The organism is Ochrovirga pacifica, assembly GCF_000220525.1.
Classification (GTDB): domain Bacteria; phylum Bacteroidota; class Bacteroidia; order Flavobacteriales; family Flavobacteriaceae; genus Ochrovirga; species Ochrovirga pacifica.
This window is the reverse complement of sequence record NZ_AFPK01000013.1, coordinates 1-25,095: the sequence shown is the minus strand read 5'-3', so window position 1 is coordinate 25,095 and position 25,095 is coordinate 1. Positions and strand designations below refer to the sequence as shown.

The following is a 25,095-nucleotide window of genomic DNA, read 5'->3' as shown; positions in this document are numbered from 1 at the left end:
TATCAGTAAGTTTGTGCCACCGAAAATAAAATAGAATGAGTAAATCAAGTTTGTTGTCTATTGTAGTTCCTGTATATAATGAAGAAGGAAATGTAACTCTGTTAACCCAAAAAATTGACGAAGGCTTAATAGGATATCAATATGAAATTATTTATATAGACGATTGTTCTACGGACAATACCCGAAAAGAAATAAAAGAATTAAAACACTCCAAAGTAGTCTTGGTTGAGTTGCGAAAAAACTACGGTCAAAGTTCTGCCATCGCAGCAGGTATTGATGTAGCCAAAGGCGATTACATCATTACAATGGATGGAGATTTGCAAAACGATCCGTCTGATTTACCAGCGATGTTAGATAAGTTGATAGCTGAAGATTTGGATATGATCACAGGAATCCGCCAAAAAAGACAGGATAGCTTTGTGAGAACTTTGCCTTCTAAAATTGCTAATTTCATCATCAGAAAAACAACAGGCTTACATATAACAGATCACGGATGTGCAATTAAAATTTTTACAGCAGAAACAGCAAAAGGTTTGAATTTGTACGGAGAAATGCACCGTTTTATATCGCTGGTAACCTTTATGAACGGAGCTCGTATTTCTGAAATGCCAGTAAAACATCACGCACGTCAATTTGGTGTTTCTAAGTACGGGTTGGGGAGAACCTTTAAAGTAATTAATGATTTGTTATTGATTTTGTTTCAAAGAAAATACTTGCAAAAACCCATTTATTTGTTTGGTAATATTGGATTGACCTTTGCGGGTGTTGGTATGCTTATCAATTTTTATTTATTAGTGCTTAAGTTAATGGGAGAAGATATTTGGGGAAGACCTTTATTAATTTTAGGAGTATTATTAGTAGTTATGGGAATTCAGTTTTTTACCGTAGGAATCATCATAGACTTATTGATGAAAACGTATTACGAGTCTCAAAAGAAACGTCCATATAACTTAAGAAAAGTAACTACTTTTGAAAGCTAAATCAATAAAAAAAACAGCCATAACTGCTTTAAAAATAGGAGTCAGCGTACTCCTGTTTTACTTTGTAGTAACCAAAATTGATTTCTTAGAAGTTTTAAAGAACATAAAAGAGAGCAATATGGGGTTATTGGTGTTAAGTGGTGTTTTTTTATTGCTTTCTCAAGTTGTATCTTCTTACAGATTGAATGTCTTTTTTCATACTTTAGGTTATAAACTATCTCATAAAAGCAATCATATTTTATATCTGGTAGGAATGTTCTACAATTTTTTTATTCCTGGAGGTATAGGAGGAGATGCTTATAAAATTTACTTGCTGAACAAAGAATTTGGTTGGAAAGTAAAAAAACTCTCAGCGGCAGCTTTTGTCGATCGATTTTCGGGGCTTACTGCTATTGGAATGTTGTTGGTGTTATTAATGATTCCTTTTGTGCAAAATTTGGGTTGGTTTGAATCTTACTTGGTGTTGTATGGTTTAGGGGTTGTATTGATTAGTTTTGTTCCATTAATTGCTTTTGTTTTTATTCAGAAACTTTTTGGTTCTTTCAAAACAGTATTTTTTAAAACCTTAGGATATTCTTTGGTAATTCAGTTATTGCAATTGGCTTCTGTGGCTTGTTTGGTAGCCAATTTTCAGGTGTTGCAAGATTTGTTTTCTTACTTGTTAGTGTTCTTAATTTCTGTTGTATTATCTATTGTGTCTTTTGCAGGAATAGGGGTTAGGGAATTTGTGTTCTACCAAGCAGCAGACTTTTTGCAGTATGATAAAGATATTTCTGTAGCCATAGGGTTATTGTTCACGTTTTTAACCGCGCTAATTTCTATAATTGGAGTTTGGTTTTTAATTAAAAAAGCAACGCTACGTTTGGTAGATCATTGATTGAGTTGATTAGAACATACAAGAATGACTTTCAAAAATGATTTTGAATTGTATGCTTTTTATTGATTTTTTTGCGTATTTCAATCAATCTGTTATACGTATTTGTTTGCTAACATCATCAAAAACAGAAATAATTGGGACAAAAACATAGATGTTATTAGGGCTTGAATAATTGGTTATGTTGGGTGAAATACTGATGTAATTATTACTGATGGTATCTTTTTCTGAAAGGACAATTCCAATTTTACTAATATATTCTTTTGTATCAGAGTTGTAAGTCGCTTTTACTTCGTTGTTTCTAATAAATAAGTATTTGTAAACGGGGTGAGTTCTAATTTCAATATCAGACATTGAGTTAATCTCAGGATTTTTCTCTAACAAAGCAAGGTCTATTGTTTTTTGAATAGAATAATCATAAATGTTAAACTTAAAAACGAACTCTTCTGATTGCGTACTTTGGTATAAATCGTAAAAATCTGTTGCATTTTCTTGAAATATAGAACGTAATTTCAATTCTAGTTTTAATGTATCTCCTACTTTAAAATCTAGGTTGTTACCAATGTATTCATTGTCTAAAACTTTTATTTCTACAGGAGTAGAGAAGTAAAAATTTGTCTTATTTGAGATGTCTTTATTAAAGTCGGTTCCTTGCTTGGGAGCAAATACATTGTCATCATCATAAGAACAGCTTAATAGGATGATGATAGGTAAAAAAGATAATAGTTTTTTCATGGTGTTGTTAAAGTATTTAAAAAATAAAACCAGTAGAAATGGTTAAATAGCCTCCAAAGTTCAAGTCTCTGTATTCAGGAAGGTATTTACTAAGTCCAGCATTTAACTGTAAAATGATTTTTTTGTAGAAAAGATATTTGGCTCCCAACCCTACATTTAAAGAAGCAGTATTAAAGTTTCGAACGTCTCGCGTAAGAACATAAATGTCGTTGTTGCTACGTTTTCTTTCTGTTTTATACCGCTCGCCTTTAACATATTCTACAAAAGCTTCTGCAAACACTCTAACCAAAGTCTCTTTTTTATGATATCCGTCAAGAAAAGCAGGAACGTGATAAGGGTTTAAGTAAAATCTAGACTTTATTCCAAATCCAAATTTTTCTAATTCAAAATCATCATTAATTTGAACACTTAAATAATTTTTTTTAGCAAATAACCCCAAACCAATATTAGGAGTTATTGATCTTTCATACTCAATAGCATAATGAGGTCCTCCTGTGTTTACCAATGTCGAAATTCTAATTTCATTTTTTTTTGTAACAGTTAACTCCACTTCATTTTTTTGAGCCAAAACAGGAAAGGAAAAAATAAAGAGCAAAAAAAATGTTTTGTGTTTTTTCATAGTTTTTTGTTTAGTTGTAGTTTTTAACGTGTGTAAAAATAAAGTGCTTTTTGTTAGTATTTGTTTCTTTTTACTAGATGTTTTTTGTTTAAAAAGGTTGCGTAAAAAACAAAAAAAGGAATATTCTAAGAAACTGATATCCTGAGTGTTTACTTAAAAAATAAATTGTATATTTGCAGTCCTTTTTAGCGAGCTAGGTAGAAAAAAGGAAAGAAAACATTTTTTTTATAACATCTTTGATTGTTGTTACTCGCTTTAAAAACTGACAATCAATCAAATACAAATTAATTTTCGACAGATGTCTGAAGAAAATAAACAAGCTGCTGAAGCTACTGAGCAAGCAGCACAAGCAACTCCAGAGGTTGTAGAAGTAAATCCACAAGAATTTTTAGCAAACTTTAACTGGCACAAGTACGAGCAAGGTATTGATGAAGTTGATGAGAACCAATTAAAAGAGTTCGATGCAGCATTAGAAGGTACTGTTGGTTTTGTAAACGAGCGTGATGTTATTGAAGGAACTGTGGTACGTATCACCGATCGTGATGCGATTATAGATATCAACTCTAAGTCTGAAGGAGTTATCTCATTAAACGAATTCCGTTACAACCCTAACTTAGCTGTAGGAGATAAAGTAGAGGTATTGGTTGATAGAAGAGAAGACAGTTCAGGACAGTTGGTATTATCTCACAAAAAAGCAAGAGTAATCAAAGCTTGGGATAGAGTAATTGCTGCTCAAGAGTCTGGTGAAGTAGTTAACGGATACGTTAAGTGTAGAACTAGAGGAGGTATGATTGTAGATGTTTTTGGAATTGAAGCATTCTTACCAGGTTCTCAAATTGATGTAAAACCAATTAGAGACTACGATCAGTACGTAGATAAAACGATGGAATTCAAAGTTGTTAAAATCAACCACGAGTTTAAGAACGTTGTAGTATCTCACAAAGCGTTGATTGAAGCTGATATCGAAGTTCAGAAAAAAGAAATTATTTCTGGTTTAGAAAAAGGACAAGTATTAGAAGGAGTTGTGAAAAACGTTACTTCTTACGGAGTATTTGTTGATTTAGGAGGTGTTGATGGATTGATTCACATTACTGACTTATCTTGGTCTAGAATTAACCACCCATCTGAAGTATTAGAATTAGATCAAAAATTGAACGTTGTAATCTTAGACTTTGATGATAAGAAAACAAGAATTCAATTAGGATTAAAACAATTGTCTCAACACCCATGGGATGCATTAGATGCTAACCTATCTGTTGGAGATAAAGTAAAAGGTAAAGTAGTTGTTTTAGCTGATTACGGTGCGTTTATCGAAGTTGCTGAAGGAGTTGAAGGATTGATTCACGTTTCTGAAATGTCTTGGTCTACACACTTACGTTCTGCGCAAGATTTTGTTAAGATTGGTGACGAGGTTGAAGCTCAAGTTTTAACTTTAGATAGAGAAGAGCGTAAAATGTCTTTAGGTATCAAGCAATTACACCCAGATCCATGGGCAGATATCACAACCAAATATCCAATCGGTTCTACTCACAACGGAGTTGTACGTAACTACACTAACTTTGGTGTGTTTGTAGAATTAGAAGAAGGTATTGACGGATTGGTATACATTTCTGACTTGTCTTGGACTAAGAAAATCAAACATCCATCTGACTTTGTTTCTGTAGGAGATAAATTAGATGTACAGGTGTTAGAGTTAGATGTTGAAAACAGAAAACTAAACTTAGGACACAAGCAAACTCAAACAAACCCTTGGGATGCATACGAAACTAAGTACGCATTAAATACAGATCACGAAGGAACTGTAAAAGAGAAAAATGACAAAGGAGCTGTTATTGATTTAGAAGAAGGTGTTGAAGCATTTGTACCATCTCGTTTATTAGAAAAAGAAGATGGATCTAAAATTAACAAAGGAGAAACTGCAATTTTCAAAGTAATTGAGTTCTCTAAAGAATTTAGAAGAATCGTTGCTTCTCATACAGCTACTTTTAAAGATGCTGAAGCTAAAAACGTAAAAGCTCAGGCTAAAAAAGCAGAAGCTAATACAGAAAGCAAATCAACTTTTGGTGATATTGCTGGTTTGGCTGACTTAAAGAAAAAAATGGAGCAAGGGAACTAATCCTCTTAGCAACCTATGATAAATTAAGCTGTTTTGGTTTTCCAAAACAGCTTTTTTTGTAGGATACTTTTGTATATTTACCCCACTAGTACGTTAAAATTAAAAACACGATAAACTATGATATTAATTGCAGATGGAGGATCTACAAAAGTAGATTGGTTTGCTTTAAATTTAGACAAGTCTGAAAAGTTTAAAACAAGAACAGAAGGGTTAAATCCAGCAATTGTTGATGAAGATATTCTAAAAAAACGAGTGTTAGACAATATCAACCTAGAAGAATCTAGAGAACAAGTAACCAAACTATTTTTTTATGGTGCAGGTTGTGGTACATCAAAAGCCATTTTAGCTTTAGAAACAGTTTTTAAAGAGGTTTTTGTAAATGCAGAGGTTGTCGTAGCAGAGGATATGTTGGGGGCTGTTTATGCAGCATCGGAAGCAGAACCTGCCATTGTCTGTATTTTAGGAACGGGGTCTAATAGTTGCTATTTTGATGGTAAAGTAGCCAAATCAAACACAGTATCTCTAGGATGGGCAATTATGGATGAGGCAAGTGGAAACTATTTTGGTAAGAAACTAATACGTGATTACTATTATAAAATAATGCCTGAAGAAATTAGAACAAAATTTAGTAAAGATTACAATTTAGAAGACAACTACATTAAAGATCAATTGTACAAAGGGGATGCTCCTAATACGTTTTTAGCAAGTCATGCTGCTTTTATGTTTGATTTTAAAGATCACGATTACATTCGTGGTTTGATTGAAACAGGAGTTGATGAATTTTTTAGATACAGAGTATTGCCGTACGGAAAAGGTAAAGAAACCCCAGTATATTTTATAGGTTCTGTGGCTTTTTATTTTGCACATATCGTAGAAAAGATTGCTAACAAATACGACATGAATTTTGCAGGTTCTATACAAAGACCTATTGATAATATGATTGCATATCACAAAAAGCATCTTATATAATTTCAAAAAAACGAGCTCAATTTTGAGCTCGTTTTTTATCTTCTGTAGGTGTTGTTATTTTCCCTTTTTTGATGTGTAGCTTTTCTTGATGTAGCCTTTTTATTTTTCCTGTTTTCTGTTTTTTCTTTTTTGCTATAAACTTTTTAGAACCAATATATTTAGGTTGATAGAATTTAGAAAGGTGTTTTCTACCTTTTGTTCTTTGGTTGTACCTGTTTAAAACACGGATATTCCCAACACATTTGTAAATACTACCATTTGAATGATAAAATACATTTAAATGACCAATGGTACCTACCCAGCCTAAACTGTTATAAAATAAAGGAATGGTTCCTATTCTTGTAACCCTACCTAATCTGTCGTATATAATTTTAATTCGGTTGATTTGCACAATAGCTCCATACCTATTTTTTAGAACATGAGTCTTACGCATACTGTTGGAGTAAAAGTGGTTCTTTAGCCTGTCTGAATTGAAATGAGCACTTTTGTTAGGAGAATTGATTAGATTAAAATCAAAAGTTCCATCTTTAAAAACAGCAAACTCAATAGCATCTTCTATAAAAAGAAAAGGCTTTTCTTCTGGATGTATTGTGTAGGCCTTGGAAATATTTGTACATACAATTGCTAACAAAAAAGATAATAGTAAAATACGCTTCATAATTTAAAAATTTTAAGGAGACCATTTTTTATATTTCAAAAAACTTAACACAGGTTAGATTCCAAATAACATGCCATGTTTATTTAAATTGTTGTTAGGTAGTGGATTAAAAAAAATCCAACAGTACACTGTTGGATTTTTAAAAAAAGAGGTTGGTTAAGGAATTATTTAATGTAAGTCTTCTAAGGTTTTAATAGTGTCTAAACCACTCTCTATCTTAGCAACTTGTTTTTGTAAAATTTCAGTAATAGATGGTGGAACAGAAGTATCATAAATTACTTCTTTATAATCTTTTACTGCTTTCTTTTCTCCAGTAATTGCTTCTTCTAACATTGCTTCTGCATCGTCGTTAGAAAAATAAGATTTAAAATCCATCCAGGCTCTGTGTACCGATCCTTGTACACTTCCGCTTTTGTCAAAATCTCCGCCTAAACGTTTGATTTCATCAATCAATTCATTTGCAAAATCTTTTCTTTGACTAGATTTGGTAGTAAAGTATTTTTTTAAAGCCAAATGATCTGTGTTTTCAGCGGCTTTTTCAAAACCTTTTTCTGCATCATGTGTTCTAACTAATAGGGTTTCTAATTTTTCTGTAATCACTTCTTGTGCTGTTTTCATACATAAACTTTTTTAAGTGCAACTCTTGAATGATGTGTGTTGCTTAAACATCTTGTTTTGTTACTTCAAAAGTATTGAGATTGTTGTATGCTGTTTTGCTGAAATGATTTAGTTATTGATTCATATGCAATTAGAAATAAAAAAGCCCTTAAAAAATTTAAGAGCTTGTTGAATGAATATGAATGGTTTTAGATTAAGTCTACCACTCGTTCCAAAGCCATTCCTCTAGAACCTTTTATTAATATGGTGTGTTGAGTCACATCAAAATTAAAGTTGTTTTTTAAATCTTCAAAGGTTTTAAAAAAAAGTGCTTTGTTAGATTTGTTTTGATAAAAATGTTCTCCCACAAAAACTATAATGTCAAATTCCATAGCAAGAGTAACATCAACAATGTTTTGGTGCTCTTGTAAACTGTTTTCACCCAACTCAAACATATCTCCCAAAATAACTCCTTTTTTTGCATCGGTTAACAAGTCTAAGCTTTCTATAGCGGCTTGCATGCTGGTAGGATTTGCGTTGTAAGCATCCAAGATAATCTTGGTGTTTTCTTTAGCTAAAATTTGGGATCTGTTGTTTTGAGGAATATAGCTTTCAATAGCCTTTTGTATGTTGTCTTCAGAAATACCAAAATAAGCACCAATTGCAATTGCTGCCAAAATATTATTATAGTTATATTTTCCTATTAAATTGCTTTGGATAGCACGGTCTTTATAAGCTATTTTAACATAGGGATTCAGGTCTATGAGTGGGGTGTCTAAAGGAGAAAAATATACACAATTACAGTGTTCTGATTTTGCTACTTGTCGTTTTTCTTCTTTGTTTACAAATGCAATACCTTCTGCACTTGCCAAGTATTGATACATTTCAGACTTTCCTTGTACAATACCTTCTTCGGAACCAAATCCTTCTAAGTGAGCTTTTCCAAAATTGGTAATATAGCCATAGTTTGGAGCCGCTATAAAACATAATAATTGTATTTCTTTTAGGTGATTTGCTCCCATTTCTACAACTCCTATTTGTGTTTTAGGAGTCATGTTTAGCAATGTTAAAGGAACTCCGATATGGTTGTTTAAATTACCGATGGTAGCTGCCACGTTATATTGAGTAGCCAAAACCTCTCTAATCAGTTCTTTAGTAGTAGTTTTCCCATTACTTCCTGTAAGTGCTAAAATGGGAATGTCTAAATATTCTCGGTGAAAATAAGCCAGTTTTTGTAAGGTTTCTAATACATCATCAACCAATATGGTTTGTTGGTTGATATAATACTCTTCCTGATCGATTATTACATAAGATGCTCCTTTGTCTAATGCTTGTTGTGCAAATTTATTGGCATTAAATCGGTTACCCTTTAGTGCAAAAAATAAAGCTCCGTGGTTAATTTTTCTAGTGTCGGTAGTAATGTTTTGTTCCTGTTGTAAAAACAACTGGTGTATTTGCTCAATCTTCATAAATTTCAATTATACTAAAGTCGTCATTAAGGTGCTAATGTATACACCTGCAGTTTCTGTTCGTAGTCTGTTTTGTCCTAGGGTAATAGGAGTATAGTTTTGTGTTTTTGCTTTTTGGATTTCTGCTGAAGAAAAGTCTCCTTCAGGGCCTATTAGTACCAAAACATCTTGGTTAGGAGTTGCAGTTTTGTGTAAATATTGCTTTTGTTCTTCATCTTCGCAATGAGCAATAAATTTTTGTGTTGCTGTTTGTTGTGTTAAAAATTGCTCTAAAGGAATTGCATCGTTTAGTTTGGGAACATAGCATTGCAAAGATTGTTTTACGGCTGCATGAATGATTTTTTTCATTCGCTCTGTTTTAATAACTTTTCTTTCTGAATTGGCACATATAATTGGAGTAATTTCATCAATTCCAATCTCTACAGCCTTTTCTAAAAACCATTCGTAGCGGTCGTTTAGTTTTGTGGGGGCTATGGCAATGTGTAAATAGTAGGGTCTGTTTTTGTTTTTATAAGTTACTTGCTCTACCAAAACATTACACTTTTTATCGTTGGCTACCACAATTGATGTTGTGTACAAATTTCCTTTTCCATCGGTAACATAGATTAAGTCTCCTTCTTTTTTACGGAGTACTTTTATTAAGTGTCTACTTTCATCTTTGTCAAAAGTAAAAGTAGTATCCTTTGGCTGTATGTTTTCGCTAATCGTAAGTATCATTTAATAACCTAGAATTGGTTTGTTAGTGTTTGTTTTATTTTCTTCTTCTTGCTCTTTTTTCTTTTTTTCTTTCTTCTCTTTTTTCAGAAAATTATCAAACCAATTTTTTTCTTGTTTTTTTGTGTCTTCTTCTAGTTTGGATGACTCATCATGTTCTTTTTTTTCTCTTTTCGGAAAAAGTGTACTGGATAATCGTTTAAAAAAGCTTTTGTCTTCTTCTTCCAATTCACCATCTTCAATCATTTGTTCTTTTTTACTCTTAGATTCTAGCTTAATCCATTTGTCTTGGTGCCAATCAAATCGATAAGAAAGGTGTAACCCTGATTCTACACCATTTCTTGTTTTTCCAAAAGTAGTGTCTAGATAGGCAGCTATAAGAAAGTTAAGATTTATTAGATAAGAGCTACCCAAACCAAAATTAAAAAAAGAAAACTCTTTGTTATTGTGGTAGGCAAATTCAAAAAAAGGATTAAACTTATCATTCAATACATAGGTAGATGAAATAGTATAGGCAAACTCAGGCAATTCTGCACCAATGTACATGTAGTCAAACTGATTGTTAATTCTAAGGGTTCTTCCTATGTTGTTTTGAGCAATTAAACTGGCTGTTGCCGAACTTTGGTTAGCATTAACAAAGTTACCGTTAGAAAAAGGAGTGTTGTAGTGCAAAGCTAGTGCTATTGCAGGTATAATATCTTGATGCCAAAAACCATATCTTTTTTTCCAACTTTTAAACATTTCTGGAGTTTCTTTTCTTTCACCATCAAAAACCAAATATTTAACTCCAACAGCAAGTCTGTTAGTCCCTTTTTTTGAATAGTTTATTTTATTTTGATACAAGCTATTATAATCTCTTGTAAGCGAAAGTTCAAACTTTTCCTTCCAAATTCCATATCTCAAATTCAGGTTGCTATTCCATTGTTGTGTTAAAATATTATTTTGATTAAAAAGTTGATACGAAAAACTTTTTTCAATTTGCAAAACATCAGTTCCAACGGCATACGGAGTTTCTGTTTTTCCGGGTCTGTTAGAATTAATAACATTGGTGTACTGTGCTTGCGAAGTAAAAACTACGCACAAAAAAAGTAAAAAACTAGATAGGTTTCTTTGTTTCATAGAGTAAAAATTACTGCTGTAAATATAATATTTTATGGTGGGGGAGGTGGGTTCATTTTCAAATTATTATTTTTGAATTCTAAAGAATCATTTAGAGGAAAATATTAGAATATGGGATTGATTAGAACGATATTGATTTTTATTGCAGTGTATTATGTTTCCAAGTTTTTTATGAAGTATATTGCTCCTGTTTTTTTGATGAAATATGTAGAAAAAAAAGCAAATCAACAGACAAGAAGGCAAGAGCAACCTGTTGAAAAGGAGGGAACTACCACTATTGATAAAAAACCGCAACAATCACAACAAATAAAAGACGATGTGGGGGAGTATGTGGATTACGAAGAAATAGATTAAACAGTAAAACATTTAACAACTTTGAAACAATTATTTAGTACAAAACAACTTTGGGTTTCTATTGGGGTAGCTATTGCTTTTTGTGTAGTAGCTCTTTTTTATTTTAAACCTGTTTTAAAAGGATACAAAATTTATCAGAGTGATATTGCTCAATTTCGAGGAATGTCCAAAGAGTTAAAAGACTACAGAGAAGAACATAACAAAGAAGCCTATTGGACAGATGCTGCTTTTGGAGGAATGCCCTCTTATCAGTTAAGTACTTATTATCCTAACGATTACATAAAAAAGCTAGATCGACTAATTCGCTTTTTACCAAGACCAGCGGATTATCTTTTTTTATATTTTTTAGGTTTTTTTGTGCTTTTAACAGTCCTTAAATTTGACTGGAAACTTGCCTTGATTGGTTCTTTAGCTTTTGGTTTTTCTACCTACTTTATCATCATTCTAGGGGTAGGACATAATGCCAAAGCTCATGCTATAGGATACATTCCATTGGTCATGTCAGGGGTGCTTTTAATTTTTCAGCAAAGATGCACTATTGGTTTTATTCTAACTGCCATAGCCACTGCTTTAGAGATACACACAAGTCATCCACAAATGACGTATTATATGTTGTTTTTATTACTTATTATTGGAGCCTTTTACGTTGCTACACAAGTCCAAAACGGCATGTTTAGAAAAGCCATAAGACCCGTATTGTATGTGGTAGTAGCAATGGTTATTGGAGTGCTAATGAATGCCCAAAGTTTATTGGCAACCAAAGAATACGCAGCGCACAGTACACGTAGTAAAAGCGAGCTGACTATTAATCCTGATGGAAGTGCCAAACAAGCAACCTCGGGTTTGTCTAAAGATTACATCACCGAATATAGTTATGGAGGCTTAGAGTTAATGAACTTGATGGTGCCTGGTTTTATGGGAGGTGCCAATAATGAAAACGTAGGAAAAGATTCTCATACCTATCAGTTTTTAGCTTCAAAAATAGGAGCAAGACAAGCACAACAGTTTGCAAAAAATGCTCCCACTTACTGGGGAAATCAGCCTATAGTTGCTGCACCAGCATATATAGGAGCTGTTTTTATTTTCCTGTTTTTTGTAGGCTTGTTTTTAGTAAAAGGTTGGTTAAAAAAAGGAATTTTAGCAGCGGTTATATTTTCTTTGTTAATGAGTTTAGGTAAAAACTTAAATTTTCTTACCAATTTTTTTATTGATTATGTGCCGTTGTACAATAAGTTCAGAGCCGTAACCTCCATACAAATTATAGCAGAGATCTGTATTCCTTTATTGGCAATGTTGGCCGTAAAAGATTTGTTAGCTTCTGATGTAGAAGTACCCAAAGAACAAAAGGTAAAATCCTTAAAATTAGGAGCTTTAATTTCGGGCTGTGTTTTAATAGGTTTTGTGTTTGTAGGTGGTGTAGGATATTCTTTTTCAGGAATAAATGATACTTACTGGAACTCACAATTACAGGGGTTTTCAGGAGCTTTGCAAGCAGATAGAAAAAGTATGTTGTACAATGATGGTTTTCGTTCTCTTATTTTAATAGCTATTTCTGTTGCAGTATTATGGTTTGCTATTCAGAAAAAAATGAAGAAAGACTACGCTATAGCTTTATTGGGAGCTGTATTGTTGTTTGATACATTTGGAGTTGCTAAAAGATATGTGAATGATCAAGATTTTATGCCTGCTAGACAAGTAGAAAAACCTTTTCAGAAATCTAAAATTGATCAACAAATACTACAAGATAAAGGACATTATAGGGTAGCTAATTTTGCGGGGAATTTTATGAATGATGGGGCTACCTCTTATTATCATAAATCTATAGGTGGCTACCATGCTGCCAAACTAAGACGTTATCAAGAGTTGGTCGATTTTCAAATTAACAACAATAATATACAGGTGTTAAATATGTTAAACATCAAGTACTTTATTGTTTCTAATAAAGACGGTAAACAAGCCCAGAGAAACCCAGATGCAAATGGTCCAGTTTGGTTGGTAGATTCAATTATACCTGTAAGTACAGCTGATGAAGAGATACAAGCGTTGACTCAGTTTAACTCTAAAAAACAAGTTGTTGTAAACACAACAGAGTTTAAGGTGAAAACAGTAGAGAAAGATTCTTTAGCATCCATCGAATTGATTTCGTACCAACCCAACGAATTGCACTACCGTTACCAAGCAAATAAACCACAATTGGCTGTTTTTTCTGAAATTTATTACCAACCTGGATGGAATGCTTATGTAGACGGTGAATTGACTTCTCATTTTAGAGCCAACTATGTTTTAAGAGCAATGAATTTACCAAAAGGGAAACATAAGGTAGTGTTTAAATTTGAGCCCAAAGTAATTGCTTATGGTGCTAAAGTAAGTTTGGTTGGCTATGGTTTGCTGATACTACTTTCGGCAGGATTGATTTTTGTGTCAAAAAAGCAAAAGGGAAAAGAGTAGATGCGTATCGGAATGATTTTAGACAAAACTTTTCCACCTGATCCTAGAGTGGAAAATGAGGCCGTTGCTCTAATTCAAGCGGGGCATCAAGTGTTTTTATTTTGTCTTACATATGAAGAAGAACCGCTAGAAATACAAATACTTGGTATTCATGTAAAAAGATATGTTTCAAATATTTTTGAGTACAAATTGTCTGCTTTGGCTTATACAATCCCAGTTTATACTCTGTTGATGGCTAAAAAAATTAAACATTTTATCCAAACTCATCAGCTAGAAAGTTTGCATATACATGATATTCGTATCGCTGAAGCGGTTTTTACAGCCAACAAAAACTTTAATTTACCAACCGTGTTGGATTTGCATGACAATCTGCCAGAAGTCATGCAGTTTTATCCACATTTGCAAAAATTTCCAGGCAAATACCTAATTTCTCCAAAAAAATGGAAGCAAAAAGAAGAAGCTTTTATCACAAAAGCAGATAAAGTTGTAACCGTTTCTCCTGAATTTGTTTCAGAAGTTATTAGCAGAACAAATATAAATAAAGACAAAATAGTTTTGGTGCCCAATACCATCAGAACTTCTTTTTACCAAAAAGCGGCAATAGAACAAACTATTGTAGAACGATACCAAAACCACTTTGTACTGTTGTATTTGGGGGATACGCATCTAAGGCGAGGCTTGCAAACTGCCATTGCTGCAGTAAAGATATTGCAATCTGATATTCCCAATTTAAAATTGGTTATTGTAGGTACAAATACAACGGATCCAGTACTAAAAAAACAAGTAATTGATTTAGAATTAAGTGATAAGGTTGATTTTGAAGGATGGCAAAACGTAGCTTTGTTTCCGTCTTATATTAAGGCAAGTCACATCTGTTTATCACCTTTACATAGAAGTGTACAGCACGATGTTGCTTATGCAAATAAATTATTTCAGTATATGAGTTTTGCCAAACCGGTTTTAGTAAGTGATGCTCTTGCTCAAAAAAACTTGATTCAGAAACACAAAGCCGGACTGGTTCATAAAGATCGAGATATTACGGATTTTGTAAATAAAACCTTGCTCTTGTTCCACAATAAAACGTTGCGTAATGAGTTGGGGGCACATGGAAAGGCATTTGTAACCAAAGAATTTGTGTGGGAAAAAACAAGTAAGGGGTTGTTAAATTTGTACAAAACACTTTCCAAATGAAAGTACTAATAATTACCTATTATTGGCCTCCTGCTGGCGGGTCTGGTGTTCAGCGTTGGCTTAAATTTGTAAAATATTTACAAGATTTTGGGGTAACTCCTATAGTTTATACTGTGGAGAATCCTGAGTATCCAGTATTAGATGCTAGTTTGCAACAAGATATTCCTAAAGGGATAGAAGTTCTAAAACAACCTATCTGGGAGCCTCAACAGTTTTTGGCTCGTTTTTCATCACAAAAAAAAGCCCAAACAAGTGCAGGTTTTTTAGGAAAAAAACAAACCCTAGGACAACAAATTTCAACCTATATTCGTGCGAATTATTTTATTCCAGATGCTCGTAAATTTTGGATACAACCATCGGTTCGTTATTTAAAAAAATATTTGTCAGACAATACTATTGATGTCGTTATTTCTACGGGGCCTCCTCATACTACCCATCTTATTGCCTTACAATTAAAACAGGCTTTGGGTTTACGTTGGTTGGCAGATTTTAGAGATCCGTGGACTGAAATTGATTATTTTTTTCAATTGCCACTTACAAAAAAATCTATAAAAAAACATCAACAACTAGAACAACAAGTTTTAACTAATGCAGATGATATAGTAGTGGTAGGAAATGCTATGAAAAAAAGCTATGATCGGTTTGCAAAAAAAGTACACGTTATTACTAATGGTTATGATGGGGAATTAAGTACCAATGCAACTCTAGATTCTGAATTTACGATCACTCACATAGGCATGCTAAACGCTGATAGAAACCCCTTAGTGTTTTGGAAAGCTTTGCAAGAGCTAAAAGGGTGTATAAAAGTAAAAGTGCAATTGATTGGTAAAGTAGCCCCCGAAGTTAAAGAGAGTATTAAAGCTTATGGTTTAATAAAACATGTAACTTTTGTAGATTATGTCCCTCATCATCAAGTAAAAAAATACCAACAAAGTTCACAGGTACTTTTGCTAGCTGTAAATAACGTACCTAGTGCCAAAGGAATTGTAACAGGAAAAATATTCGAGTATTTGCAAGCACAAAGACCTATTTTAGCCATAGCTCCAAAAGATGGAGATTTGGCAGTAATATTAAAAAAGTCAAACGTAGGAAAGGTAATTGATTTTGACGATGTTTCAGAGATGAAAACGACTTTGCAGACTATGTATCAGAAATACCAACAAAACCAATTAAATACAAAAGCTACAGGCATTACACAATATCATAGAAGAGCATTGACGGCACAATTAGCAACCCTTTTAAAACATTAAATTGAAAAAAATAGTTACCATATTAGGAGCCAGACCTCAGTTTGTGAAAGCTGCTGTGTTGAGCAGGGTGATTGCATCCTATCAAGAAATAGAAGAGATTATTGTACACACAGGCCAACATTATGACAATAATATGAGTGCTGTTTTTTTTGAGGAGATGCAAATTCCAATTCCCAAATATCAACTGAATATTAATGGGATGAATCACGGAGCCATGACAGGACAGATGTTGGAAAAAGTAGAAGAAATTTTGATAAAAGAACAACCCAATGCAGTAGTAGTGTATGGAGATACCAATTCTACTTTGGCAGGAGCTTTGGCTGCACAAAAACTAGGAATCAAAGTAGTGCATATTGAAGCTGGTTTAAGATCTTTTAACATGCGAATGCCCGAAGAGGTAAATCGTATTCTTACCGATAGAATTTCAAGTTTGTTGCTTTGTCCTACAGACTCGGCATTAGAGAACTTAAACAAAGAAGGATTTCAGCACCATAACATACGCATTGTAAAAAGTGGTGATATTATGAAAGATGCTGTGGTTTTTTACAGGCAAATGGCAGAAACAAAAGCAACCGTGTTACAGCAACAAAAGCTAAAAAGTAATGACTTTGTTTTGGCTACCATACACAGACAAGAAAATACGGATGATATTACAGTTTTGAAAAAAATTTTTGAAGGATTAACAGCCATCCATCAGCAAAAACAAGTAGTTATGCCTTTGCACCCAAGAACCAAAGCAGTATTAAAAAAAAATGGATTAGAGTACCCAATAACATTTATAGATCCTGTGGGGTATTTTGATATGTTGGCCTTATTAAAACATTGCAGTTTGGTAGTAACCGATAGTGGTGGTTTACAAAAAGAAGCGTTTTTTAATCAAAAAAACTGTTTGATTGCTCGTCAAGAAACAGAATGGACGGAATTGGTTACTTATGGCTTTGCTGTATTGGTAGCGAGTAATCCCCAAAAAATGTTTCAGAAATTTATTGAATTTGCCACAAAAAAAATGGATTTCTCATTGCCATTGTTCGGTCATAATGTAGGAGAAGAAGTATACAAAGAAATTAAAGCTATTTTGGATTAAAATAAAGACGAATGATTACAATAATAAAATCCTATATTTTTAGGAGTCTTATTGTATCTAGATTGCTTAGTATTACATATAGAATAGATAAAATCTAGAATTCAACATTTTGAATACGTAAACATGGGAATCGTTTTAAAAGAATCGTATAGAAATACGCTAACCCTGATAATTGCCATAGGTATTGGAGCTATCAATACCTTGTTTTTGTATGTATATTATCTAGATACAGCTTATTATGGGTTGATTTCATTTTTGCTTTCAACCTCGTTGATTCTAAAACCTTTGGTTGCTTTGGGAGCCAATTATGGAATTATAAAGTTTTTTTCTTCATATACAAACAAACAAGAAAAAGATCGTTTTTTAACTTTAATGTTGCTGTTGCCTTTGTTGGCTTTGGTTCCTTTAGGAATAATAGGAGGACTGGCTTACGAACAGATTCGTGTTTGGTTTTTTGGAAAAAGTGATTTGACACAAAACTATGGACATTTGATTTATTGGGTTACTATTTTTATTACTTATTTTGATGTATTCTATGCTTGGACACGTGTACATCTTAAATCCGTAGTGGGGAATCTTTTTAAAGAGCTTTTTGTACGTGTTGTAATTTTTATACTGCTTTTTTTAGTAGGTTTTGACCTTATTACCGAAACTCAATTTGTGTATGCAGTTGTTGGAGCTTATGGGTTGCAAATGTTTTGTATGGGAGTATTTGCTTTTCGTTGCTACTGTCCCAATTTTACTTTTGCGTTGCCTTCCAACACCAAAGAAATTATACAATATTGTTGTTATATTATTTTGGCAGGATCGGCAGCAAGTATATTGTTAGACATAGATAAATTTATGATTCCACAACACGAGGCAGCCATAGAACAAGTTGCTTACTATGCAGTGGCAGTGTATATGGGAACAATTATTGAAATTCCAGGAAGAGCTATGAGTCAGATTGTGCAACCCCTTACAGCACAAGCTATCAATGAAAAAAATGACTCTTTGGTACTGAGTTTATATCAAAAAACCTCGATTAATTTACTAATAGCTGCTGGAGCAATTTTTATACTTGTATTGGCCAATTTAGATGCACTATATTTGTTGTTGCCCAAAAAATATACAGGAGGTTTTTGGATTGTTTTGATGATAGCCACTGCCAAATTGTATCATATGCTTTTAGGAAATAACGGAGCTATTATATCTAATTCAGCGCATTATAAAATTTTATTACCATATGGGATTGCCATGGCTATTACAGTCATAGTACTCAACCATGTGTTTATTCAAGAATATAGCATCCATGGTGCAGCCTTATCTACCTTATTTGTTGTGTTGATTTTTAACACCCTTAAATTATGGTATGTTCAAAAAAAAATGAGTTTATTGCCCTTTACTGTAAGTACATTATGGGCTTTGTTATTGATTGTTTTGTTGGCAGCTTTGGGGATTTTTATCAAAACAACAAATAGCCCTTTTGTAAGTATTGCTTTAGAATCTTTTTTGTTGATGAGTTTGTACATTGGTTTTGTATTGGTTTTCAGACTTTCGGAAGATTTAAATAACCTATGGATTCAATTTTGGAAGAAATTAAAATAAGGCTAAGAAACACAAAACGAAGGCTTTGTTTAATTAGATAGAATTGCTATATTTGCACCCGATTTAAATTTAATTAAAAACAATCATTATGAATCATTACGAAACTGTTTTCATTTTGAATCCCGTTTTATCTGAAACTCAGGTAAAGGAAACAGTACAAAAGTTCGAGGACTATTTGGTTTCTAAAGGTGCCGAAATGTTGCATAAGGAAGATTGGGGGCTAAAGAAATTAGCTTACACCATCCAAAAGAAAAAGAGTGGATTTTATCACTTGTTTGAGTTCAAAGCTCCAGGTGAAGTAGTTGCTCCTTTTGAATTAGAATTTAGACGTGACGATAGCGTGATGCGTTATTTAACTGTAAAGTTAGACAAACACGCTGCTGCATGGGCTGAAAAAAGAAAGTCTAACTTAAAATCTGCAAAGTAATTATGGCATCAATCGATCAACAAGCATCAGGAGGTTCTAAAGGAGATGTAAGATACTTAACTCCATTAGACATTGAAACTAAAAAAGAAGCAAAATACTGTAGATTTAAGAAAAAAGGAATCAAATACATCGACTATAAAGATGCAGATTTCTTAATGTACTTAGTAAACGAGCAAGGTAAAATTTTACCAAGACGTTTAACAGGAACTTCTTTAAAATATCAACGTAAAGTGGCTCAAGCAATTAAAAGAGCTCGTCACTTAGCATTAATGCCTTACGTTGGTGATTTATTAAAATAATTAAGTAGACACATTATGCAAGTAATATTAAAACAAGACGTTGAGAACTTAGGGTTCACAGACGATATCGTAGAAGTAAAAAACGGTTACGGACGTAACTTTTTGATTCCTACAGGAAAAGCTGTTTTAGCAACTGAGTCTGCTAAAAAAGTATTGGCAGAAACTTTAAAACAACGTGCTTACAAAGAAGCAAAGTTGGTAGAAGAAGCTACAGCTACTGCAGAAGCAATCAAAGGATTAGAAATTAAAATTACATCAAAAGTAGGACAAGGAACTAAATTATTTGGTTCTATTACTAACATTGATGTTGCAGAATCTTTGGAAAAAGCAGGTCATTCTATTGAAAGAAAATTCATCAAAATTGCTGGAGGATCTATCAAAAGAACAGGAAAATACACAGCTGCTATCCGTTTGCACAGAACTGTAAATGCTGATTTAGAATTTGAAGTTGTTGCAGAACAATAATAGCTTCTAAATTTATAAGAATACCAAAAGTTCATTCCGTAAGGAGTGAACTTTTTTGTTTAAAATAGATAAGTTTATAAAGTTGCTAGATAAAATGTTTAAAGGATGAGTTAAACAAAATAAATATAGAATTCAATACCAACTTTAGAACTTTACAAGCCTTTAACCAACTAACTCAAAAAAATGAAATACATCCAACTAACCAAAGAGCAGTTAGAAGAATTGCATCATGAATTTGCTCAATTTTTAGCTACCCAACAAATTGATGCTAAAGAATGGAAAGACATTAAAAAAAATAGACCAGAAGTGGCTGATGAAGAGCTAAATATTTTTAGTGACATGGTTTGGGAAGAGGTATTAACCAAAGCTAAGTATGTAGAGCATTTTTCCAAATCGAGTATCAATTTATTTTATTGTACTGATGGAGTTATTCAACGAATTATGATCAAAGCAAATAATTCAACTATTGATTTGACAAGTCAAGAAGGAATTCAACTTTTGTTAAACAAACCAAAGAGTAAAGATTTTGAGTTTTTTAAAGGAGCAAAAAAATATGCAAAAGAGCGTAATTTAGAAATTTTTGATTTGATTTTAAAAGGAGCAAGTATAAGTAAAGAAGGAGCTTTGTATCAAAATTTTGAGAAGTTTGTAAAAGAATAGAACGTAAGATGGATCAGGAATTGTTAACGTATTTAGAAACTTTTGTTACTAAAGAACGTAAAGAAAACTTTAAGAAAGTAGTGTCGCAACGTACACGACATTTTGCCGTAGTACTAGAAGATTTGTTTCAAAAACATAATTGGAGTGCTGTAGTGCGTAGTTGTGATGTTTTTGGGATACAAGATGTATATACTATAGAAAATAAATACAGAGCCTACATTTCTAATGGAGTAGGTAAAGGGGCACAAAAGTGGGTAAACTTTCATCGGTTTAAAAGTCAAGAAAACAATACAGAGAGTTGTGTAGAGGCTTTGCGTAAAAATGGATATCAAATTATCGTAACCACACCGCACGAACAATCTTCTTTTATTTCTGATTTTGATATTACAAAAAAATCAGCTTTTGTTTTTGGAGTAGAAGGTACAGGTGTGTCCGAAGGATTGATGCAAAAGGCTGATGGTTTTTTAAAAATACCCATGGTTGGTTTTACAGAAAGTTTAAATGTATCGGTAGCTGCAGCCATTACTTTGCAAAACACAACAGATCGTTTAAGACGTTCGGGCTTGGATTGGAAATTAACCCAAGCAGAACAAGAGCAATTGTATGCAGAGTGGATAGAAAAATCAATTGGATCGGTAAAACAAATTAAAGAAAGGTATTACGCAGATAAACAAAAAGAGGCCTAGAGCCTCTTTTTTTAGAAATATCTTTTATGCAAATAAATTAAGCTTAAGCTCCTATAGTTACGAAATACTCACACATAAACTCCTCTTTGGGTGCTAGTGTAAGAATACCTTCTTTGTCTTCTAATTGCTGATTGTGATCTTCTGCATCGGCAATACCGTGCCAAGGCTCTATACAAATAAAAGGAGCTTCTTGGTTAGCAGACCAAATTCCTAAATAAGGAAAGTTTTTAAAAGTCACACTCATATAAGTTTTTCCTGTAGGTTGATGAACAAAAGACACTTCGGAAAAAGGATTCGGATTAAAAATCAATGCATCTTTGTCAAAAATGGTGTTAGGCAAATCTAAAATCCCCCCTTGTTTAAATACACCAAAATTTTTAGTAGATCTTCCGTTAGCTGTTAATTGCTGAGATACTGGAGTAGCATCATTGTCAAAAATTAAAATGTAATCTTCTCTATTTTGCTCAGCTTCAAAAGGACAGGCATAAGCAGGATGTGCACCTATAGAAAAAAGAAGTTTACAATCAGATGGGTTTTTTACAGAATAATGAGTTTTGATACCTTGATTGCTTAGTGTATAAGTGATTTGTAAAGTAAAATCAAAAGGATAGTATTGTAGAGTAGCTTTGCTAGAAGCCAACTCAAACACCAAAGTATTTTCAGTTTCTTTTACAACGGTAAACTCACTATTTCTAGCAAACCCATGCTGCTTCATTTTGTAAGCTTGCTGATTTACATAATATGTATTGTCTTTTAATCCTCCTACAATAGGAAACAGTACAGGTGTATGTCTGCCCCAGTGTTTAGCATCACCATTCCATATGTATTCAATTCCTTTTTTGCTTTTTAGGCTGATGAGTTCAGCTCCTAAGGTTTTAAAAGTAGCTTTTAAAAATTCATTTTCTAATGTGTAATGCATAGCTTTTTTGATTTAATCGATTACTTTAATTTCTTTTAAGGTAGCTATAGAGTCGCATCGTTCAAAAATAAAAGCAAAATTGGTGCTTACAATTTGTTCATTTTGTTTTTTTCCAATAGTGGCATCAATCCAGTAATCTGGGCAAGGCTTTACTCTTGGGTGACTTTTAGAAAAATCAACATCACCTTTGTGCAATACATATTGCAAATCCATAGAATCTAATTGGTATTGATGAATGGTTTGTTGAGCCAAATCGTCAATAATAAGAGTTTCTCTTAAACGCAATTGTTTAAGTGTTCGGGCATTTGGGCCATAGTCAAAGGTTGTACCTTTTTGGTCGTTTACACACTTAAGTGCTACTACCCCGAGGGCTAGACCTCCAAAATAATAGCCAAATCTTCGCATTAATTTGGCATCAACTTTATCAAATAATTCTTTCAACATTTTGTTCGTTTTCTAATTTCAAAAGTACAGAAGAATTAGGGTTTATGTTTGTCAAAATAGAATTAAATAATTGCTATTTTTTTGAACAATCTAGCTCTTGTCTAGATGCTAATAACGTTGTGTCTTATGAAATAAGTGATTTGTTTCCTCTGTTTTTTACTAGGGACTTTATTTTTGTGATTATAGATAATTAAAGAACCAATGATAAAACAAATTGCAACAAAATTATCCCATAAGCTATTGGGAACCGTATTGCTATTTTGTGCGCTTAATATGTATGCACAAGATTCTTTTTTTAAACGCTTGGCTAAAGAACGAGTTGTTTCTACCGATGCTGTTCTTTGGAAACAAGTAGCTCCTGGAAATGCAGGGTTTGCAAATTTAATGCGTTACCATCCTACCATTCCAAAACTCATTACCCAATGTCCAGATATGTGGAATGCCTATCAGTCTGAAAACAATGGAAAAAGCTGGTATGGGATAACGGATTATAATGGAGACGCTTCTTTTTATCACTTAAGAGATTTAGAATATTCTGTTAGTGATGCTCAGTTTGGTTTGGCTTTAACTTCATCCCAGTTATGGAAAACGAACGATTTAGGAAAAAATTGGGAAATTGTTTCTTACTGCCCTTGGTATAAATTAGACAATGATGGAACAGACAAAGAAAGTTGGCGAAGAAAAGTAGCAGCTGTAACAATAGATCCAACAGACAAAGATGTATGGTACGTTGCTGGTGGAGGAAACGTACGTCAACAAGATTGGATGTCGTCGATGTCTAACATTACAGCAAAAAATCCTAGAGGTGATGAGGGTAAAAAGTTTATGCATATAGGAAAACTTTGGAAAACAACTAATGGAGGTAAAAGCTGGAAATTGATAACCAACGGATTGCCAGAGAAAATACAAGTATGTCGCATCATTGTCAATCCAACCCAAACAGATCAACTGTTTGCAGCTTCGAATTACGGTTTATTTGTATCTCAAAATGGCGGAAAAAAATGGAAACAAATTAAGGGGGTTTTTGACAGTGATATTATTATGGATATGGATTTTTATTACCACAAAACCTCCGGTAAATTTCAGTTGTATGTTATTGACCAAACACAATACCATCCCGTAGGAAAAACAACAAAAACTAGTGGAGGTATTTTAATGTCGGAAGACGAAGGGAAAACTTGGAAGAATATAACAGGAGATTTGTATTTAGACATCAATCAACTGACGGGTGGTGTTCCTGCCAATTATTACCAATACATAGAAAAGTGGTTGGGTTTAAATAAAAAACAAGGAAAGAAAATGTATCCTGAATTGCCTACCAAAGCTTTACAGCGTTTTAATATGATTAGTACAGATCCTAGTCAAGAAGGGGTTGTGTATGTAGGTTTTGCAGATCCACAAATAGGTAAATCTATAATGCCAGGACGTTTGTGGAAAACCGAAAACTTTGGAAAAAAATGGATCAATACAGCACGTTTGTATCAAGATGCATGGGAAAAAGATAAAGCTTATTGGGAACAGCGAGGTAATCCTACTCATGAAAATATGAAGGTAGGTCATTCTTCTCCTCACATGCGATTTGGTAACAATTACGCTTTGCGTTCTATGCGTGGTTTGGATGTAGGAGTAGATGGTAGTGTAATGATAATCTCGGACCACAGCACTATGTTAAGTACAGATAAAGGATTGAGCTGGCAGCAGGTAGATGAAAATATTACGACTTCTGGTGCAATTGTAGGAACTGGAAACAGCAATTTACCCGCTTTGACCATTGCTCAAGATAAGCGCAAAAAAACTACGCTGTTGGGTTCTGGAGAACACAGATTGTGGATTCCTGAAATAACAAAAAGCCAAGAGATTGCTTTAAAGTTTATACCAAGTGCACAAGCTACAGTAAGCAATATTGTTTTTGATCCGTATGATGTAAATATCGTTTATGCTACTTCTAATAGACAAGAAGACAAACAGTATTTATTTAGAAGCACAGACAGAGGGCTAACCTGGCAAAAACACGGTGTGGCAACACCAGCTACTAACAAGTGGAAAGACGATTTTTATACCAATGGTTTGTTAATAGACCCTATAGAACCAAATTATCTTTATTTTGGAATTACTCATATAAACAATCCTCAAAAAGGACATCAGGGAGGTTTTTTTGTTTCTAAAGACAACGGAAAAACGTTTGAACAAAGCAATGAAGGCCTGCCAAACCCTGCTAGAATTAATGATGTGCAATTTGATCCTAGAGATCCTTCTAGAAAATCTTTGTTTGTTGCAGCACAAAAAAACATTCATAATTATCGTATGCCATTGTCAGAAGGTGGATTGTATCATTCCAACAACCGAGGAAAAAATTGGCAAAAAGTAAATGTGCCTAGCCAAGTTGAAGGAGTACAATTTGTAACGTTTGACCATACGAATCGTATGTATA

General features: G+C 33.2%; 25 protein-coding genes. 16 read left to right on the top strand and 9 right to left on the bottom strand.

Annotated elements, in window-relative coordinates; translation table 11 throughout:
* Positions 1-35: 35 nt before the first annotated feature.
* The gene (locus FS85_RS0100990) at positions 36-980 is read left to right on the top strand and encodes a glycosyltransferase family 2 protein (protein WP_010134083.1); all 945 of its coding nucleotides are present in this window, start codon (positions 36-38) and stop codon (positions 978-980) included.
* The gene (locus tag FS85_RS0100985; RefSeq protein WP_010134082.1) at positions 970-1,857 is read left to right on the top strand and encodes a lysylphosphatidylglycerol synthase transmembrane domain-containing protein; all 888 of its coding nucleotides are present in this window, start codon (positions 970-972) and stop codon (positions 1,855-1,857) included. Before FS85_RS0100990 ends, FS85_RS0100985 begins: the two co-directional genes overlap by 11 nt.
* A gap of 84 nt (positions 1,858-1,941) precedes the next feature.
* On the opposite strand, the gene FS85_RS0100980 is transcribed toward FS85_RS0100985, so the two are convergent.
* Together FS85_RS0100980 and FS85_RS0100975 are read right to left on the bottom strand one after the other, a co-directional pair.
* The gene (locus tag FS85_RS0100980) at positions 1,942-2,589 is read right to left on the bottom strand and encodes a hypothetical protein (protein WP_010134081.1); all 648 of its coding nucleotides are present in this window, start codon (positions 2,587-2,589) and stop codon (positions 1,942-1,944) included.
* A 16-nt stretch (positions 2,590-2,605) separates the two neighbouring features.
* Positions 2,606-3,208: a hypothetical protein gene (locus tag FS85_RS0100975; RefSeq protein ID WP_010134079.1), complete on the bottom strand. Its 603-nt coding sequence runs from the start codon at positions 3,206-3,208 to the stop codon at positions 2,606-2,608.
* A 298-nt stretch (positions 3,209-3,506) separates the two neighbouring features.
* Between FS85_RS0100975 and rpsA the strand changes: the two genes are divergently transcribed.
* Together rpsA and FS85_RS0100965 are read left to right on the top strand one after the other, a co-directional pair.
* On the top strand, positions 3,507-5,324 hold the full coding sequence (rpsA, locus tag FS85_RS0100970; RefSeq protein ID WP_010134078.1) for a 30S ribosomal protein S1: 1,818 nt from the start codon (positions 3,507-3,509) through the stop codon (positions 5,322-5,324).
* Between the two features lie 117 nt (positions 5,325-5,441).
* A complete protein-coding gene (locus FS85_RS0100965) occupies positions 5,442-6,293 on the top strand; it encodes a hypothetical protein (RefSeq protein WP_010134077.1) in 852 nt (283 codons plus the stop codon).
* 16 nt (positions 6,294-6,309) lie between these two features.
* On the opposite strand, the gene FS85_RS16015 is transcribed toward FS85_RS0100965, so the two are convergent.
* The 5 genes from FS85_RS16015 to FS85_RS0100935 all read right to left on the bottom strand — a co-directional run bounded on the left by FS85_RS16015 (position 6,310) and on the right by FS85_RS0100935 (position 10,850).
* A complete protein-coding gene (locus tag FS85_RS16015) occupies positions 6,310-6,951 on the bottom strand; it encodes a hypothetical protein (RefSeq protein ID WP_010134076.1) in 642 nt (213 codons plus the stop codon).
* A gap of 168 nt (positions 6,952-7,119) precedes the next feature.
* The gene (locus FS85_RS0100950) at positions 7,120-7,569 is read right to left on the bottom strand and encodes a ferritin-like domain-containing protein (protein WP_010134075.1); all 450 of its coding nucleotides are present in this window, start codon (positions 7,567-7,569) and stop codon (positions 7,120-7,122) included.
* Between the two features lie 188 nt (positions 7,570-7,757).
* Positions 7,758-9,017: a UDP-N-acetylmuramoyl-tripeptide--D-alanyl-D-alanine ligase gene (locus FS85_RS0100945; RefSeq protein WP_010134074.1), complete on the bottom strand. Its 1,260-nt coding sequence runs from the start codon at positions 9,015-9,017 to the stop codon at positions 7,758-7,760.
* 9 nt (positions 9,018-9,026) lie between these two features.
* A complete protein-coding gene (locus FS85_RS0100940) occupies positions 9,027-9,734 on the bottom strand; it encodes a 16S rRNA (uracil(1498)-N(3))-methyltransferase (protein WP_010134073.1) in 708 nt (235 codons plus the stop codon).
* Entirely contained in the window at positions 9,735-10,850 is a 1,116-nt protein-coding gene (locus tag FS85_RS0100935) for a transporter (RefSeq protein WP_010134072.1), read from the bottom strand.
* Positions 10,851-10,961: 111 nt separating this feature from the next.
* Here FS85_RS0100935 and FS85_RS0100930 point away from each other — a divergent pair, with 111 nt between their 5' ends.
* The 11 genes from FS85_RS0100930 (at position 10,962) to FS85_RS0100880 (ending at position 21,301) form a co-directional block, all read left to right on the top strand.
* Positions 10,962-11,204 carry a hypothetical protein gene (locus FS85_RS0100930; protein ID WP_010134071.1) on the top strand — a complete coding sequence of 81 codons (243 nt, stop codon included), beginning with the start codon at positions 10,962-10,964 and terminating at the stop codon, positions 11,202-11,204.
* A gap of 21 nt (positions 11,205-11,225) precedes the next feature.
* Positions 11,226-13,652: a YfhO family protein gene (locus tag FS85_RS0100925; protein ID WP_010134070.1), complete on the top strand. Its 2,427-nt coding sequence runs from the start codon at positions 11,226-11,228 to the stop codon at positions 13,650-13,652.
* Positions 13,653-14,843 (top strand): glycosyltransferase family 4 protein, encoded by a 1,191-nt coding sequence (locus FS85_RS0100920; protein WP_010134069.1) that lies wholly within the window; start codon positions 13,653-13,655, stop codon positions 14,841-14,843.
* Complete coding sequence (locus tag FS85_RS0100915) at positions 14,840-16,093, top strand: glycosyltransferase family 4 protein (protein WP_010134068.1); 1,254 nt, start codon at positions 14,840-14,842, stop codon at positions 16,091-16,093. The genes FS85_RS0100920 and FS85_RS0100915 overlap by 4 nt, the downstream gene beginning before the upstream one ends.
* Before the next feature lies 1 nt (position 16,094).
* On the top strand, positions 16,095-17,177 hold the full coding sequence (gene wecB / locus FS85_RS0100910) for a non-hydrolyzing UDP-N-acetylglucosamine 2-epimerase (RefSeq protein WP_010134067.1): 1,083 nt from the start codon (positions 16,095-16,097) through the stop codon (positions 17,175-17,177).
* Between the two features lie 123 nt (positions 17,178-17,300).
* Positions 17,301-18,764: a lipopolysaccharide biosynthesis protein gene (locus tag FS85_RS0100905; RefSeq protein WP_010134066.1), complete on the top strand. Its 1,464-nt coding sequence runs from the start codon at positions 17,301-17,303 to the stop codon at positions 18,762-18,764.
* Positions 18,765-18,852: 88 nt separating this feature from the next.
* Complete coding sequence (rpsF, locus tag FS85_RS0100900; RefSeq protein WP_010134064.1) at positions 18,853-19,191, top strand: 30S ribosomal protein S6; 339 nt, start codon at positions 18,853-18,855, stop codon at positions 19,189-19,191.
* 2 nt (positions 19,192-19,193) lie between these two features.
* Positions 19,194-19,490 (top strand): 30S ribosomal protein S18, encoded by a 297-nt coding sequence (gene rpsR / locus FS85_RS0100895; RefSeq protein WP_010134063.1) that lies wholly within the window; start codon positions 19,194-19,196, stop codon positions 19,488-19,490.
* A gap of 15 nt (positions 19,491-19,505) precedes the next feature.
* Complete coding sequence (gene rplI, locus FS85_RS0100890) at positions 19,506-19,955, top strand: 50S ribosomal protein L9 (protein ID WP_010134062.1); 450 nt, start codon at positions 19,506-19,508, stop codon at positions 19,953-19,955.
* Positions 19,956-20,138: 183 nt separating this feature from the next.
* Positions 20,139-20,615, top strand: a complete 477-nt coding sequence (locus FS85_RS0100885) for a DUF6495 family protein (RefSeq protein ID WP_010134061.1) — start codon at positions 20,139-20,141, stop codon at positions 20,613-20,615.
* 8 nt (positions 20,616-20,623) lie between these two features.
* Complete coding sequence (locus FS85_RS0100880; RefSeq protein ID WP_010134060.1) at positions 20,624-21,301, top strand: TrmH family RNA methyltransferase; 678 nt, start codon at positions 20,624-20,626, stop codon at positions 21,299-21,301.
* 43 nt (positions 21,302-21,344) lie between these two features.
* On the opposite strand, the gene FS85_RS0100875 is transcribed toward FS85_RS0100880, so the two are convergent.
* Both FS85_RS0100875 and FS85_RS0100870 read right to left on the bottom strand, forming a co-directional pair.
* A complete protein-coding gene (locus tag FS85_RS0100875; RefSeq protein WP_010134059.1) occupies positions 21,345-22,220 on the bottom strand; it encodes an aldose 1-epimerase family protein in 876 nt (291 codons plus the stop codon).
* A 12-nt stretch (positions 22,221-22,232) separates the two neighbouring features.
* On the bottom strand, positions 22,233-22,664 hold the full coding sequence (locus FS85_RS0100870; RefSeq protein WP_010134058.1) for a hypothetical protein: 432 nt from the start codon (positions 22,662-22,664) through the stop codon (positions 22,233-22,235).
* Between the two features lie 201 nt (positions 22,665-22,865).
* Here FS85_RS0100870 and FS85_RS0100865 point away from each other — a divergent pair.
* Positions 22,866-25,095: WD40/YVTN/BNR-like repeat-containing protein (locus tag FS85_RS0100865; RefSeq protein ID WP_010134057.1), on the top strand; the 2,230-nt coding region annotated here is incomplete at its 3' end.